The 14,448-nt window shown below is 67.4% G+C and carries 13 protein-coding genes; 5 read left to right on the top strand and 8 right to left on the bottom strand.

Translation table 11 applies throughout. From position 1 onward, the window contains the following. Positions 1-28: 28 nt before the first annotated feature. The 7 genes from BLU67_RS05575 to BLU67_RS05545 form a co-directional block, all read right to left on the bottom strand. Positions 29-1,507 (bottom strand): sensor histidine kinase, encoded by a 1,479-nt coding sequence (locus BLU67_RS05575; RefSeq protein ID WP_092563409.1) that lies wholly within the window; start codon positions 1,505-1,507, stop codon positions 29-31. Then, positions 1,504-2,217 (bottom strand): response regulator transcription factor, encoded by a 714-nt coding sequence (locus BLU67_RS05570; protein WP_092563406.1) that lies wholly within the window; start codon positions 2,215-2,217, stop codon positions 1,504-1,506. The genes BLU67_RS05575 and BLU67_RS05570 overlap by 4 nt, the downstream gene beginning before the upstream one ends. Before the next feature lie 9 nt (positions 2,218-2,226). Next, positions 2,227-3,495, bottom strand: a complete 1,269-nt coding sequence (locus BLU67_RS05565; RefSeq protein WP_092563404.1) for a M18 family aminopeptidase — start codon at positions 3,493-3,495, stop codon at positions 2,227-2,229. Positions 3,496-3,518: 23 nt separating this feature from the next. Beyond that, complete coding sequence (locus tag BLU67_RS05560) at positions 3,519-4,985, bottom strand: amidohydrolase (protein WP_092563401.1); 1,467 nt, start codon at positions 4,983-4,985, stop codon at positions 3,519-3,521. 17 nt (positions 4,986-5,002) lie between these two features. After that, positions 5,003-5,569: an NYN domain-containing protein gene (locus BLU67_RS05555; protein ID WP_092563398.1), complete on the bottom strand. Its 567-nt coding sequence runs from the start codon at positions 5,567-5,569 to the stop codon at positions 5,003-5,005. A gap of 70 nt (positions 5,570-5,639) precedes the next feature. Then, positions 5,640-6,500 (bottom strand): PspA/IM30 family protein, encoded by an 861-nt coding sequence (locus BLU67_RS05550; RefSeq protein ID WP_092563395.1) that lies wholly within the window; start codon positions 6,498-6,500, stop codon positions 5,640-5,642. A 79-nt stretch (positions 6,501-6,579) separates the two neighbouring features. After that, positions 6,580-8,604: a TPM domain-containing protein gene (locus tag BLU67_RS05545; protein WP_092563392.1), complete on the bottom strand. Its 2,025-nt coding sequence runs from the start codon at positions 8,602-8,604 to the stop codon at positions 6,580-6,582. A gap of 71 nt (positions 8,605-8,675) precedes the next feature. On the opposite strand from BLU67_RS05545, the gene BLU67_RS05540 reads away from it, so the two are divergent. The 4 genes from BLU67_RS05540 (at position 8,676) to BLU67_RS05525 (ending at position 11,885) form a co-directional block, all read left to right on the top strand. Beyond that, a complete protein-coding gene (locus BLU67_RS05540; RefSeq protein WP_092563389.1) occupies positions 8,676-9,380 on the top strand; it encodes a type 1 glutamine amidotransferase in 705 nt (234 codons plus the stop codon). Between the two features lie 77 nt (positions 9,381-9,457). Further along, the gene (locus tag BLU67_RS05535) at positions 9,458-9,835 is read left to right on the top strand and encodes a cold-shock protein (protein WP_092563386.1); all 378 of its coding nucleotides are present in this window, start codon (positions 9,458-9,460) and stop codon (positions 9,833-9,835) included. A 14-nt stretch (positions 9,836-9,849) separates the two neighbouring features. Further along, positions 9,850-10,626 carry a DUF3027 domain-containing protein gene (locus BLU67_RS05530; protein WP_092563383.1) on the top strand — a complete coding sequence of 259 codons (777 nt, stop codon included), beginning with the start codon at positions 9,850-9,852 and terminating at the stop codon, positions 10,624-10,626. Next, complete coding sequence (locus tag BLU67_RS05525; RefSeq protein ID WP_222842392.1) at positions 10,623-11,885, top strand: MFS transporter; 1,263 nt, start codon at positions 10,623-10,625, stop codon at positions 11,883-11,885. Before BLU67_RS05530 ends, BLU67_RS05525 begins: the two co-directional genes overlap by 4 nt. On the opposite strand, the gene BLU67_RS05520 is transcribed toward BLU67_RS05525, so the two are convergent. After that, entirely contained in the window at positions 11,882-12,829 is a 948-nt protein-coding gene (locus BLU67_RS05520) for an NAD(P)-dependent oxidoreductase (protein ID WP_092563380.1), read from the bottom strand. The genes BLU67_RS05525 and BLU67_RS05520 overlap by 4 nt on opposite strands. 77 nt (positions 12,830-12,906) lie before the next feature. On the opposite strand from BLU67_RS05520, the gene BLU67_RS05515 reads away from it, so the two are divergent. Continuing rightward, the gene (locus BLU67_RS05515; RefSeq protein ID WP_092563377.1) at positions 12,907-14,370 is read left to right on the top strand and encodes an NCS2 family permease; all 1,464 of its coding nucleotides are present in this window, start codon (positions 12,907-12,909) and stop codon (positions 14,368-14,370) included. Positions 14,371-14,448 lie beyond the last annotated feature (78 nt).

The following is a 14,448-nucleotide window of genomic DNA, read 5'->3' as shown; positions in this document are numbered from 1 at the left end:
TAGACCCGGCAGGGGCCCGATTGCCACCTCATTGCTCGGTTGTCTCAGTCATCACAGCCGATGGTGGGCGCGGGAGCAGAAGTTTGACGGTTAAACCGCCGCCGTCGGTCGTACGCACGGCGATCTCACCGGAGTGCGCCTCGACGATGGCCGCGACGATCGCAAGCCCCAGGCCGGAGCCACCGGAGGTGCGGGCGCGCGAGGTATCGACGCGGTAGAACCGGCGGAAAATCTGGGAGGCCTCCTCGGGCGGGACGCCCGGCCCGTGATCGCGGACCTCGACGACGGCGCGCTCGTCCTCGGTGCCGACGGCGAATTCGACGGGGGAGCCCGCGGGCGTGTGCTTCATGAGGTTGCCGACGAGGTTGGCTAGGACCTGGCGGATCTTGTCCGGATCGGCGCACGCGAGGGTCTCGCTGGCGGCCGAACCGTCTAGGGCGATGACCTCGACGGTGCGGGAGGTGTCGAGCACGGCGAGGTCTTTGGCAGCGTCGGAGGCGAGCGCGGCCAGGTCAATAATGTCGATGTGCAGCGGGCGGCCCTCGTCCAGGCGGGCGAGCTGGAGCAGGTCGGCGACGAGTTCGCCCATGCGTGCGGCCTCGGACTCGATGCGGCCGATCGCCTCGGGCAGGTTCGCCTCGGGGATGCCGCCCATGCGGTAGAGCTCGGCGTAGCCGCGGATCGTCGCGACGGGGGTGCGCAGCTCGTGGGAGGCATCGGAGATGAACTGGCGGGTGCGGGCCTCAGAGGCGGTGCGATCGGAAAATGCCTGCTCGATCTGGGCGAGCATGACGTTGAGCGATTGGGCGAGCGAGCCGACCTCCGTCGTCGGCGGCCGGGGCCTGATGCGCCGAGACAGGTCCCCGGCGGCGATCGCGCCGGCCGTCGCTTCGATCTCGCGCAGCGGGTTGAGGTGGCGGCGGATCGCGAGCCAGGAGACGAGGCCGCCGATGACTACGAGCAGGATGGAGGTGCCAACGAGCAGCCCGATGGAATCTTCCAGCGGGCGCAGCACGCTCGCCGTCGGCAGCGCAACGGAGAGCACCCCGATGACGGACTTCGTCGCCTGGTTGTACAGCGGCACCTGGTAGACGCGCCACGGCCCGCCGCTTTCCTGATTCGGCACGGTCACGGCCTGGCGGCTCGTGGCGAGCGATTGCGAGTCGAGCTCGGCGATCGTCGGGCTGCCGAACTCCTTGATGGTGTCCTCGCGCACGAGCTGGTGGGAGCGGCCGTCGACGAGATCGACCTGGATGAAGTACTGGCTCGGCAGTTGTTCGTCACTGCGCTGCTGATCGAGCCACTGCGCGGGCGAGGCCTGTAGGGAGTCGGCCGTCGTCGCGAGTTGGACGTCGAGCTGGGTGAGCAGCGAGGAGCGCAGGATCGAGCTCGTGACGAGGAAGGCGACGAACAGGCCGAAGCTCAGCAGCACGGCGAACGTCGTCACGAGCCGGGTGGAAAGCGGAATTTCCTCAAACCGGCTCGTGCGCGGCTGGATGCCGCTCACTGCCGGGCCTCCTCCGCTCGCAGCATGTAGCCGACGCCGCGGCGAGTGTGGATGAGGGTGGGTGCGTCCGGCATCTCGACCTTGCGGCGCAGGTAGGAGATATAGGACTCGACGATGTTCGCATCGCCCATAAAGTCGTACTCCCAGACGTGGTCCAGAATCTGCGACTTGGAGACGACCCGTTCGGCGTTGATCATGAGGTAGCGCAGCAGCTTGAACTCGGTGGGCGATAGATCGATGAGGACGCCGCCGCGGTGGACCTCGTGTGTGTCATCGTTCAGGACGAGATCGGCATAGGTCAGGCGCGAGTCGTCGTCGAGGATCGGGCGGGTGCGGCGCAGCACGGCGTTGATGCGGGCGACGACCTCCTCCAGCGAGAACGGCTTCGTGACGTAGTCATCGCCGCCTTCTTGCAGGCCGGTGAGCTTATCGGCGACGTCATCGCGCGCGGTCAAAAACAGCACGGGTACCTCGATGCGGGCGCTGCGTAGGCGCCGGATGACGGTGAAGCCGTCCATGTCGGGCAGCATGACGTCGAGCACGATGAGGTCGAAACTCGTCGTGCGTGCCAGGTGCAGGGCGGCGTTGCCGTCGGCGGCGGTGTCCACCTCGAAGCCCGCAAACCGCAGCGAGGCGGCGAGCAGATCGAGGATGTTCGGCTCGTCGTCGACGACGAGGAGGCGTGGTTTGGCTTCGTCGGTCTCGCGCATGGCGCTCCTTTACAGCTCGATCGTGGTGTAGAACGCGGAGATGGCGCTGGCGAGGGCGGGCAGGTCCTTCGTGCCGGCGAGTTCGCGCGCGGAATGCATCGACAGCAGCGGGACGCCGACGTCGACGGTGGTGAGGCCCAGGCGGGTGGCCGAGATCGGGCCGATTGTCGAGCCGCAGGGCATCGCGTTGTTGGAGACGAAGACCTGGGAGTCGATGCCGGCGGCGGCGACGGCGCGCTGCCACATCGAGATCCCGATCGCGTCGGTGGCGTAGCGCTGCTGGGAGTTGACCTTTAAGACGGGGCCGGCGTTCAGCAGCGGGCGGTTGTCCGGGTCGTGGCGGTCGGCGTAGTTGGGGTGGACGGCGTGCCCGGCGTCCACGCTCAGCAGCGCGGAGCGGGTGAGTATTGCAGCGGTCTCGTCACTGGATGCGCCGAGCGCCGCCGCGGTGCGGGTAAGGACGTCGGCGAGGATCGGGCCCGCGGCACCGGAGCGGGTGGCCGAGCCGACCTCCTCGTGATCGAAGGCGGCAAAGACGAGGATGTCGCGCGTGTGATCGGCGAGATGCTCAAGCGCCCACAGCGCCGCGTGGGTGGAGGAGAGGTTATCGAGCCGGCCCGCGGCGAACAGGTCCTCGTTTGCGCCGATGACGGCCGGCGGCTGGGTGTCGATCGCGTAGATGTCGTGGCCGGTGACATCGGAAGCGCGCAGGCCCGCGGTGCGGGCGACGACGTCGAGGATATCGGCGTCCTCATCGCCGACGGCGTAGATCGGGGCGGTGTGCTGCTGCTTGTCGAGCTTCAGGCCATCGGCGGAGATCTGGCGGTCGAGGTGGATCGCGAGCTGCGGGATGCGGGCGACGGGCCCGGTGCGCACAAGGTGGACGGCGCCGTCGGCATCGACGACGCGGCCGGCGAAGGCGAGGTCGCGATCGAGCCAGGAGTTCAGCAGCGGGCCGCCGTAGATTTCCACGCCGACGCTCTGCCAGCCGTGCCGCGAGATCGCGGGGATGGGCTTGAGCTTGATCGACGGCGAATCGGTGTGGGTGCCCACGATGCGAAAGGCGCTCGAGGTATCGGCGCCCTCGGGCACGACCCAGGCCATGAGTGCGCCGTCGCGGATGAGGTAGTGGCCGCCGGGGGAGGCGTCCCACGCATCGGATTCGCTGTGCCGCGTGAACCCGGCCTCGGATAGGCGCCGGCCGATTTCGTCGGCGGCGTGGTAGGAGGAGGGCGAGGCGGTAATGAAGTCAGCGAGATCGGCGATGAAGTCAGTCATGCCTCCATTATCTCACCGCTTGGTTACGCCGCGAAGGTCACCTCGCCCGCCCGCAGCGTGGCGCGCACGTTCATCTCGCGCAAGGCGCCCGCGGTGATGCCGGGCGCGAGCGGATCGGCGGCGAGCAGGGCGAGGTCGGCGGGGCTGCCCACCCGGGGCCGGCCGGCGCCGGCGACGGAGGAGAACAGGGCGCTCGCGGGGCTCATCCGCTCGGCCGGCTGCCAGGCGGGCTCGCCGCGCCCGACGGCGGCGGCGATCGCGAGCCACGGGTCCAGGGGCGCGACGGGGGCGTCGGAGCCGAGGGCGAGGGTGACGCCCGTCTTGGACAGCGTCGTGAACTGATAGGGCGTCTTGCCGGGCCACAGCTCGTGGGCGACCTCGCGGTCATCGAGCAGGTGGGCGGGCTGGATCGAGGCTGTGATGCCGAGCTCGGCCATCCGGTGGATGTCCGAGCGGCGTATAAGCTGGGCGTGCTCGATGGAGCCGGTCGCCCCCGTTGCGGCGAAGACGTCGAGCGCGATCGCATTCGCATGATCGCCGATGGCGTGGATCGCAAGGGCGATGCCGTGCTCGTGGGCGCGGCGGGCGAGGCGCTCGAGCTCGTCGCGCGGAACGGACAGGACTCCGTGGCTGCCGCCGGGGTAGGGGTCGAAGCAGTAGGCGGTCTTCGTGTTGAGGGAGCCGTCGGAGATGATTTTCAGCGGCCCGAGACGCACCTGGCCGCCCGCCGTGAGCTCATCGCCGGTCGCAAAGCCTCGCGCGATGACGGTTTCGAGGTCGCCGGCGTAGAACCCGGCGCGCACGTGAAGGGCGTTCAAACCGCGCGCTACGCGCTCAGGCCAGGTGTCGAAGTTCGGCGCGAAGTCGACATCGGTGATCCCGACGACGCCGCGGCTGGCCGCATCGGCGAGCGCCGCGCGCAGCCCGGCGTCCGGGTCGGCAGCAGGTAGCGCGTCGATGCGGGGCAGCAGGTCGAACCATTCGGTTTCTTGCACGGGCTCCTCGCGCCAGGGCAGGTCGAACAAGCGCTGCGCAGCCGAGTTCAGCCACGATGAATGGTAGTCGGCGCTGATCGCGATGACGGGCACCTCGCCCGTTGCCTCATCGAGCAGGCTCGTCGTGGGAGCCGGGTCCCACAGCGCGCCCCGGTAGCTCATGCCAATGACGGCCCCGCTGCGCGGCGGCGGATTGGAGTCTGCCTCCGCGGCGAGCAGCCTGGCGCACGCGCGCGCATCGCTCGCGCCGGACAGGTCGAGGCGCGTGAAGGTCGCCGCCCACTGCCCGAAGTGCACGTGCGCGTCCCACAGCCCGGGGCTGAGGTAGGCGCCGTCGCCTGCGAGCACCTCGCCCGCGGGAGGCTGCTCGCCGGCCGGTGTGATCGCGGTAATCGCGCCGCCTTCTAGGCTCACGTCGACGGCTTCGGCGTTCGGGGCGCCGACGATCCGCACCTCGGTGATGGTGTGCGGGTGGGCGCCGAGTGTGGCTGTCATGGGATGCTCCTTGCGGCTTAGAGGAAGTCCTCGGGCTGGAAGTCCTCGAGCGAAATGATCTTCACGCGCGGCAGCGCCACCTGGAAGGCTTGCACGTCGGCCTCCAGGTCGTAGATTTCCAGGCCCTGGTCGACGAGGGCGGCGAGTTCGGCGTTCAAGAATTCGCGGAAGCACAGCACGCCGACGCGCGAACCGATTTCCAGCAGCGCCTCGACCTGCGGGATGAAGTCGCCGTCGTGGCTGGCGAGCAGCACGTGGGCGGGGCCGCGATCGGCGAGCGCCTCCAGGGTGCGTTGGATGCCGACGTCGACGACCTTTTCGGTGCCGGTCCCGGCCAGCGGGATCGGGCGGTAGTCCATAGCAATGAGGGCCTGGACGAAGCTGATGGGCATCTGCCCGGAGGTGGCGTTAAGGAAAAACAGGGCGCGCACATCGCGCCCGAAGCGAGAATCGGCGTAGGTCAAAATACGGTCCCAGCGGGGCCGCTCATCGGGGTGCGGGCGGCGGTTCAGGACCGACATCCCGAGGGTGGCGTCGATGTTCTCGCCATCGATTAACAAATAGGTCGTTTCATTGTTTTCCATAGGCTCTAGCGTAGTGGGCAAAGCTCAGCGGCGGGCTCCGGTGTCCGGAACCCGCCGCTGAATGTGTCAGTTAGTGGCCGGTGGCCTGGCCGGAAGAACCGAAGGAGTCCTTCGAGTACTTCTGGGCGCGCTGCGCGTAGTCCTCATCGTCGTGATCCTCGGAGAATTCGACGTCGTCGACGACCTCGGCTTCCTGATCGGAGGTGATCTGCCGGGTCGACTCGCCGCGCAGGACCGCGAGGCGAGCCTCGATCTCGGCGTTGGTGTTGGAATCCTCCAACTCCGCGAACTGCGACTCCAGGGAGGCGCCAGCGATTTCCTGCTTGCCGGCGACGCGGGCTTCTTCGCGACGGACCTGCTCTTCCCAGCGGGAGATTTCCGTCGTCGGGTCGAGCACGTTGATCGAGGAGATCGCATCGGTCACGCGGGACTGGGCCTCGGCGGACTTCTGGCGGGCCACGAGCTGATCGCGCTTGGACTTCAGCTCATCGAGCTTCGACTTCATCTGGACGAGGCCGTCCTTGAGCTTGTCGACGACCTCGTTTTGCTGCGTGATCATCGGCTCTGCGGCCTTGACCTCGTTCTCGGCGTTGATCTGCTTGGTGATCGCGATGCGGGCGAGCTTGTCGAACTTCTCGGCGCCATCGCTATCGCCGGCGCTGCGAAGTTCTTCGGCCTTGGTGGCCGCGGAGCGGGCCTTGTTGCCCCAGTCGCGAGCTTCGGCCTTGTCGGACTCGTAGTCCTTTTCGGCAAGACGCAGGTTACCGATCGTGACGGCAACGGCTTCTTCGGCCTCGCGAATCGAGTTCGTGTAATCGCGCACGAGTTGATCCAGCATCTTCTGAGGATCTTCCGCGCGGTCGAGGATGGCGTTGATATTCGCCCGGGTCAGCTGGGCAATACGGCCGAGGATGGTCTGCTTCTCTGCCATGGGGTGTCCTTTCAGGAGTGCGACCTCGTGGTCACTATTGATGGTAGAAGGTCGAAGTGATCTGCGCTATATCTATGGGCTAGAACCGGCCGCCGCCGCCTCCGCCGCCACCGAAGCCGCCGCCCCCGCCGAAGCCGCCGCCTCCGCCAAAGCCGCCGCCCCGGCCCCCGCCGAGCATACCGCCAAGGATGTTGCCGAGCACCTGGCCGGCGATGACCTGGCCGAGGATGTCCCCGCCGCCGCCGCGCCGTGAGCGGCCGCCGCCCCAGTCGTCCCAGTCATCGGGGTCCCAGCCGGGAGGGCGCGCGGGATCCCGCCAGGGGCCGCCGAGGTTGGCGCCCGAGGACAGATCGGTTTGGGCGATGCGGGTCGCGGCATCGATCTTTTGGATTCCGGCCGAGGCCACCTGCACCGCCTGGACAGGATCGGTGCTGGCCAGCGAATGCGCGCGCTCGGACAGGTCCACCGCTTCGGTGAACATCGAACGGGCACGCGAACCGATGCGGGCGCGGTGGGTCTGCAGCAGGCCGTCCAAGTGACGCAGCCGGCTGTCGAGCTGACCGAGGCGATCGGCGAGATTGCGTTCGGCGCGCTGCTGCTGCTCTTCCGCGGCGCGGTAGGGCTCGAGCGCGCGGTCGATCGCGTCCTCGGCGCTTGTCAGGGCATTGAGTGCGCCGACGGGATCGCCCTGACGCTGCTGGGCTTCATGCCCGAGCGAGATCGCGGCCTGCGCGCCCTTGCGTTCCGGGGCGAGCGTCGTGCGGTCGGGCAGCAGCCGATCCGCGTCCTTCAGGTCCGAGCTGATCGAGGCAATGGCCGCGGGCAGGCGCTTGGCCGCCTCGGCGATCTCGGTATCCGCGCGGCCGACGACTTCCAGGAGCTCGGCGGCCTGCGAGATGGCGCCCTCGGCGAGGCGCGCCTGGACGACGGCCGAAGCGCGGTCGTTCTTTTCCACCCGCTCTCGGCCGGCCCCAATGGCGTGGCGGGCGGTGTCCAGGAAGTCCTTGGCGCGCTGCGGGTTGCCGACGAAGGACGCGAGAGCGCTCGCCGGGTAGCGGTTGGACAGCGTCGCAAGGATCGAGCGTGTGCCCTCCAGCCGGGAGCGAACCTCAGTCTCGCGCGTGGTGAGCTCCGCGAGCACGGACTCGACGCGGGACTGCATGTTGCGCATCTCGGAGAACTGCTTGAGGTGTTCCTCCACGCTCGAGCGGGCCCCGTCGGTCAGATCGAGGATCTCGCGGTAGCGGTCCATCGTCTCGGCCTCGCTGAGCTGGCCTGCCGCGGCCGGATCATCGATCGACTTTTGGATGGCGAAGGCCTGCGCGAGCAGCTTCTCGGCCTGGCTGAGGGAGGAGGTGAATTCGTCGGTCTGCTGGAGGCCGAACTCCGCCTGCGCGAAGCCCAATTCGTCGCGGGCGCCGCGGATCGCGTCATCGACGTCAACGAGGGCCGATCCGGCCTGTTGGGCGAGGCCGCGCAGCGTCGTCGCGCGCTGCTGGCGTTCCTTGCCCTTCTTCCGTGCCCGTGAGACCCCGTAACCGGCGAGCGCGAGCCCGCCCGCGCCAAGGGCGGCGACGGGCAGCACCGGGAAGCCGGGCGTGAGCGCCGAGTTGATGCCGCTGACCGCGCCGCTGACGGCGCCGGCCCAGTCATTGCGCGACAGCGCGCCGCTGACATCGGAGTTCGCGATCGAAGCGATCTGCGAGGATGACAGCTCGGCGTTGCGGTGGCGGGCCAACTGGAAGTTGCGATCCTGCACGGCGACGGCCAGCAGGTACTGGTCCTCGCCGAGGTCGGACAGCTGGCCAGTGCGATCCGCCCACTGCTCGCGGCTGATCCCGTCAAAGGTATTGACGAACACGACCCACAGATCGGCGCCGTGCTCCTCGCGCAGCTTCGCGATCTGGTTGGTCAGGTCCGTCTTTTGCGCCGCGGACAGCACCCCGGCGTGGTCCGTGATGCGCTCGGGCAGGCGCTCGGGAGCTTCGAAGCCCACACTGATAGCCCCCGCGGGTGCTTCGCTCACCGCGTGGGCCGGCAGCACCGGGGCAAGCACGATCAGGCCAAAGGCGCCGATCGCCGTCGTCGTCAGCAATTTCTTCACGCTTCCATCATCCCGAGCAGAACTATGAGCCGCAACACTATCGGGACCGATTCAGCGCTAAGCTCACGAGCGTGACACTTCCCGTAACCGTCATCCAACACGACGACGATGTGCCCCTCGCCCGCTTCGCCGACTGGCTTGCCGGTGAGGAAGACCTCGACCTGCAGGTCGTCAGCGGCCGCCACGACGCTATCCCTGCTCGGCCCGGAGCGGGCCTCATCGTGCTCGGTGGGGAGGCCAATGCCTATGCCGATGACGTGGCGCCGCATCTGCCCGCGACTCGCGACCTCATCGCCCATGCCGTCGCCGAGGACATTCCGGTTCTCGGGATCTGCCTCGGCCACCAGCTGCTCGCCGTCGCGACCGGCGGCGAGGTGACGATCTCCCATCCGGCGGGTCGGGAACTGGGCGCGATCGAGGTGTCGTGGAGTGAGGAGGCCGCGGCCGATCCGATCCTTGGTGAGGCGGTGGCAGCGAACCTCACCGCCGCGGCCTCGATGCACTCCGATGCTGTGACGAGCCTGCCCGAGGGCGCGCAGGCGCTCGCCCACTCGGCCGACTACCTCCAGGCGTTTCGGATCGGGAGCGGGCTCGGCATCCAATTCCATCCGGAGGCGAGCCCCGAGCTCATAGCGGGCTGGACGGAGAATTACCCCGAGGTGGATTCGGCGGCGGTCTTGGCCGAGCTCGCCGCCCACGACGAGGCGATCGCCGCGCTGGGTCGCGCGCTGGCGCGCGGTTTCGCGCGGGAGGTCCTCGCCCGCGCACGGCCGTAAGCACGGCGGCTATTGTCCCGATAGAATAGGGGAGCTTGTGCATTCATAAGCGGAACAACCGTGGGGAGGATAGCGCCATGCCCAGTGGCAAGGTCAAGTGGTTCGATGCCGATAAGGGCTTCGGGTTCATCACCGGCGATGACGGCCAGGAAGTGTTTCTGCACGCCTCAGCGCTACCCGAGGGCGTGACCACCCTGCGAGCCGGTGCAAAACTCGAGTATTCCATCGCCGATGGCCGGCGCGGCCCCCAGGCCATGTTCGTCGAACTCGCCGAACCCGCCCCCTCCGTCTCGCGCAACCTGCGCCGCAAGCCCACCGAGATGGTGCCGATCGTCGAGGACCTCATCCGGATGCTCGACGCCTCCTCCAACGCGCTGCGCCGTGGCCGCTACCCCGAGCACGGACACAAGCTCGCCCAGGTCCTGCGCGCGGTGGCCGATGATTTTGACGCGTAACTAGGTAGTTATAGATGAGCTCACCAGCCAAAAAGACCCCGATCGATAAGACGCTCGCCGGCGCGATCGACGTCGCCCGCGCGGCGGCCGTCGACCTCGCGGGTGAAGACAAAGTCGGCGAGCACGCCGCCTTCGACATGGAGGACACGCGGCTCGGCACCCACCGCTTTGCCTGCACCGATCCGGGCTACCGCGGCTGGTTTTGGGCCGTCACCCTCACCCGCGTCCCGCGCGGTCGCGCTGCAACGATCTGCGAGGTCGCGCTGCAGCCCGGCCCCGATTCGCTGCTGGCCCCGCCCTGGGTTCCCTACGCGCAGCGCCTGCGCCCCGAGGACGTGCGCCCCGGCGACACGCTGCCCTACGTCCCGCACGATGAACGCCTCGTCGAGCAAAGCGATGCCGAACTCGCCCAGGCCGCGGATGAGGAAGCCGATACCGAATTCGATGAGATGGGGCTCGGCCGCAAGCGCGTCCTGTCACCTGCCGGTCGGGCGGCGGCCGCCGAACGCTGGTACGCCGGCCCAGGTGGTCCCAACACCTCCTCCGCCCGGCGCGCCAAAGCCAAGTGCGGCACCTGCGGTTTCCTGCTGAAGCTCTCCGGCTCCACCCGGCACATGTTCGGGGTCTGCGCCAACGAGTGGTCCTCCGATGACGGCCGCGTCGTGAGCCTGGATCACGGCTGTGGCGCCCATTCCGAAACCGATATCCCTGCCCGCAGCGGCGACTGGCAGCAATCCGAGCCGGTCATCGACGAACTCGATCTCGAACCCTTCACGCTCAGCGAGTCGTGACTCGCGATATCGGTCTGCCGACCGGTCCCATGTTTCCCATGCGGACCGTGGTGCTGGGAACCTTCGTCCCGACGATCTTTTTTGAACTTGGCGCCGGTGCGGTCATCCCGATCATTGTGGCGACCGCGACCGAGGTCGGGTTTTCGCTTGGCGGCGCGGCCTTCCTCGTCACGGTGCTCGCCATCGGTCAGATCCTCATGGACGTGCCCGCGGGCGCCATCGCCGCGCGCGTGGGGGACCGGGCCGCGATGCTCGCGGCCTCCGTCGTCGCGATCCTCGGGTTCATTGGCGCTGGGCTCGCCACGAATCCCGTACTGCTCATTTGCTCCGTGCTGCTGATCGGAGGTGCGTCCTCCTCCTACTTTCTTGCGCGCCAGTCCTATCTGACCGAGATCACCCACCCGCTGCGCCGGGCCCGCGTGATGTCGACCCTCGGCGGGATTCACCGGGTCGGCTATTTCATTGGACCGTTCGCGGGCGCCGCGGTCATCAAACTCTCCAGCCTGCACGCGGTCTACGCGCTCGCGGTGATCTCCACGCTCATCGCGATGGTTTTCGTGGCGGTCTTCGGCTCCGAAAAGGGCGTGAAAGCCCCGGGCATGCGTCAGCGCCTGGCCGCGGTCAAGGACAAGCCCGCCGTCCCAATGACCGAGATTTTCCGCAAATTCTGGCCGGTGTTCTCCACCCTCGGGATCGCGGTGCTCCTCATCGGCTCCGTGCGGGCCGCGCGCATCAATGTGCTGCCGCTGTGGACCGAACACCTGGGGATCTCGCCGGAGACGACCTCGATCGTCTTCGGTATTGCCAATGCCGCCGACATGCTGTTGTTCTATCCGGCCGGCAAGCTCATGGACACCATGGGACGGCTCTGGGTCGGGATTCCCGCGATGATCATTATGGGCGGCGCGCTTATCGCGCTGCCGTTCACCACGACCGTGATCTCCGTGAGCATCGTCGCGATCATCCTGGGCCTTGGAAATGGGATCTCTTCTGGGATCCTCATGACGCTCGGCGCGGATGTTGCCCCCAGCGAAGGGCGAAGTCAGTTCCTTGGCGTGTGGCGACTATTTTCCGACTTCGGCGGCGTGCTCGGTCCCGCCATCCTGACCGGGGGAGCGTTCCTCGGCTCACTCGCCGCCGGCATCTGGGTTATGGGCGGAATGTCGGTAGTCTCCTCGGCTGCGCAGGCGAAGTGGGTGCCGCGTTGGAGCGTGCACGCCTCACGCGGCACCCGGCGCGCGGCCGGGCTCCTGGACTAGCGCTCGACCCGATTGATGAGCCGGTCGAGCTCACCGCGACGAATGGCCTCGACGTTGTCGTGAATAGTCGGCTCGGGGTTATCGGGCCGGCCGCCGGCCGAATGCGGCGTGATAATGAGGTTCGGGGTATCCCACAGCTTCGAGTTCGCTGGCAGCGGCTCCTCGCGCGTCACGTCGGTGGCGGCGCCCGCGATCTCACCGTCGCGTAGCGAGGTCATGACGGCATCCTCATCCCACGTGGTCGCACGACCGACGTTCACGACAAGGGCGTGTTTCGGCAGCAGGGCGAGCCGGCGGGCATCGAGGGCGTCGGCGGTCGACTCGCTGGTCGGCAGCACCATGATAAGAATGTCGGTCTCAGCCAGCTCGGAATCGATATCATCCTCGGCCACGACCGGGAAGCCCGCGCGGTCGCCCGCGCTGCGGGCAACGCCGCGCACCTTGGCGCCGAAGACTTCCAGGACCTTGGCGACCTGGGTCCCGATCGAGCCGAAGCCCCAAATGAGGACACGTGCGTCAATCAGGGTCGTGATCTGGCCTTCGGGGTGCAGCGGCTGGCTGCCGGTGATCTCGGTTGCCCACCGGTGCTCTGCCTGGGCTTGCAGGGACAGCGGAAGGTGGCGCACGAGCGCCAGGGTGAGCATGAGGGTGTGCTCGGCGACCGTGCGGTCGTGAAAACCTCGACCCGTCGTGATCTCAACACCGGGCGGGGCCGCGCCCGAGGCCAAGAGTGCATCGGGACCAGCGGCAAGTGTTTGGATGAGTTTTAAGTCGGGCAGGGTCGGCACAATTTCGTTCAACCAACGGTGACCAAAACCCCACATCACAATGACGTCAGCATCACGGTGTTGTTCAGCAATGGGCTCACCAAAGGTGTATAAAACGACCTCGTCCTGGGGAAGGTCTAAGTCAAGAGCGACATCGTCGGGAACCAAGATCTTCATGAGGGGCCCTTCCGCAGCGGTTTTGTCCTGCCACCAGTGTGCCGGAAGTGGGCGAAAAGTGTGGGACCATTCCTTTCGTGAACGCACCTGTCACCACCCCTCAGCACTCCGGCTTCGCCGGCACTCTTGATCGCTTCTTCCAGATCTCCCAGCGTGGCTCCACCATCAGCCGGGAGATCCGTGGGGGCCTCGTGACCTTCTTCGCGATGTCCTACATTCTCGTGTTGAACCCCATCATCCTGTCGGGCATGGATTCCGCCGGCGGCTTCCTCGGCCGCGGCGCGGAAGCCAACATCCCGGCGATCGCGGCCGGTACGGCACTCATTGCCGGCCTGCTGTCGATCCTCATGGGCGTCTGGGCGAACTTCCCGCTGGCGCTTGCCTCGGGCATGGGCCTGAACGCCATGGTCGCCTTCACCCTCGTGGCGGCCACCGGCCTGACCTGGGCGGAGGCAATGGGCCTGATCGTCTGGGAAGGCATCATCATTCTCGTCCTGGTGCTCACCGGATTCCGCGAGGCGGTCTTCCGGGCGGTTCCCGCCCAGATGAAGACCGCCATTTCTGTGGGTATCGGCCTGTTCATTGCGCTCGTTGGCCTCGTCAACGCTGGCATCGTCCGCCCCGGCGGCACTCCCCTGCAGCTCGGCATCAATGGCTCGCTGGCCGGATGGCCCGCGCTCATTTTCGTCGTCGGCCTGCTCGTCACAATCGTCCTCATGGTCCGCAAGGTCCGCGGCGCGATCCTCATCGGTATCCTCACCGCGACCGTCCTCGGCATCATCGTCCAGGCGATCGCGCAGCTCGGCCCGAAGTCGGAGGAGAACCCGACGGGCTGGGGCCTGACGGTCCCCGCGCTGGAGGGCTCCCCGGTCTCGCTGCCGGACTTTTCCACGATCGGCCAGTTCGACCTGTTTGGTGCCTTCGGCAAGATCGGTTTCCTTGCAGTGATCCTGCTGGTCTTCTCGCTCATGCTCGCCGACTTCTTCGACACCATGGGCACGATGGTCGCGATCGGTGGCGAGGCTGACCTGCTCGATAAGGAAGGCAACCCGCCGCGCACCCGCCAGATCCTCGTCGTCGACTCCATCGGCGCCGCTGCCGGCGGCATGGGTGGCGTCTCCTCGGCGACGAGCTATGTCGAGTCCTCGGCGGGCGTCGGAGAAGGTGCCCGCACGGGCCTCGCGACGACGGTCACGGGCATCTTGTTCCTGCTGTCGATGTTCCTCGCGCCGCTCGTCGAGCTCGTGCCCTCCGAGGCCGCATCGACTGCGCTCGTCGCGGTCGGATTCCTCATGATGACCCAGGTGACCGAGATCGAGTGGCACCGCCCCGAGATCGCGATCCCCTCGTTCCTGACGATTGCCCTCATGCCGTTTGCCTACTCCATTACGGTCGGCATCGGCGCCGGGTTCGTCACCTATCTGATCATCGAGCTGGCGCTCGGCAAGGTGAAGAAGATCCATCCGCTCATGTGGATCGTCTCCCTGCTGTTCGTCCTTTACTTCGTCCTTGGTCCCTTGCAGGGCTTACTGGGCGTGTAACGCTGCTGCCAGTGCCGGCATCCGGGGAAAAAAGCCCCTGGTGCCGGCACTTTGCGGTAGTAGCCTGAACTGATTGTT

Source organism: Bowdeniella nasicola (assembly GCF_900107735.1).
Taxonomy (GTDB): domain Bacteria; phylum Actinomycetota; class Actinomycetes; order Actinomycetales; family Actinomycetaceae; genus Bowdeniella; species Bowdeniella massiliensis.
This window is presented reverse-complemented; position numbering and strand designations above follow the sequence as displayed.

Bases quoted from the DNA above. Each gene is read 5' to 3' on its own strand.
- BLU67_RS05530 (WP_092563383.1), top strand. From the start codon at position 9,850: ATGAGCTCACCAGCCAAAAAGACCCCGATCGATAAGACGCTCGCCGGC.
- BLU67_RS05565 (WP_092563404.1), bottom strand. From the start codon at position 3,495: ATGACTGACTTCATCGCCGATCTCGCTGACTTCATTACCGCCTCGCCC.
- BLU67_RS05535 (WP_092563386.1), top strand. From the start codon at position 9,458: ATGCCCAGTGGCAAGGTCAAGTGGTTCGATGCCGATAAGGGCTTCGGG.
- BLU67_RS05520 (WP_092563380.1), bottom strand. From the start codon at position 12,829: ATGAAGATCTTGGTTCCCGACGATGTCGCTCTTGACTTAGACCTTCCC.
- BLU67_RS05570 (WP_092563406.1), bottom strand. From the start codon at position 2,217: ATGCGCGAGACCGACGAAGCCAAACCACGCCTCCTCGTCGTCGACGAC.
- BLU67_RS05560 (WP_092563401.1), bottom strand. From the start codon at position 4,985: ATGACAGCCACACTCGGCGCCCACCCGCACACCATCACCGAGGTGCGG.
- BLU67_RS05555 (WP_092563398.1), bottom strand. From the start codon at position 5,569: ATGGAAAACAATGAAACGACCTATTTGTTAATCGATGGCGAGAACATC.
- BLU67_RS05550 (WP_092563395.1), bottom strand. From the start codon at position 6,500: ATGGCAGAGAAGCAGACCATCCTCGGCCGTATTGCCCAGCTGACCCGG.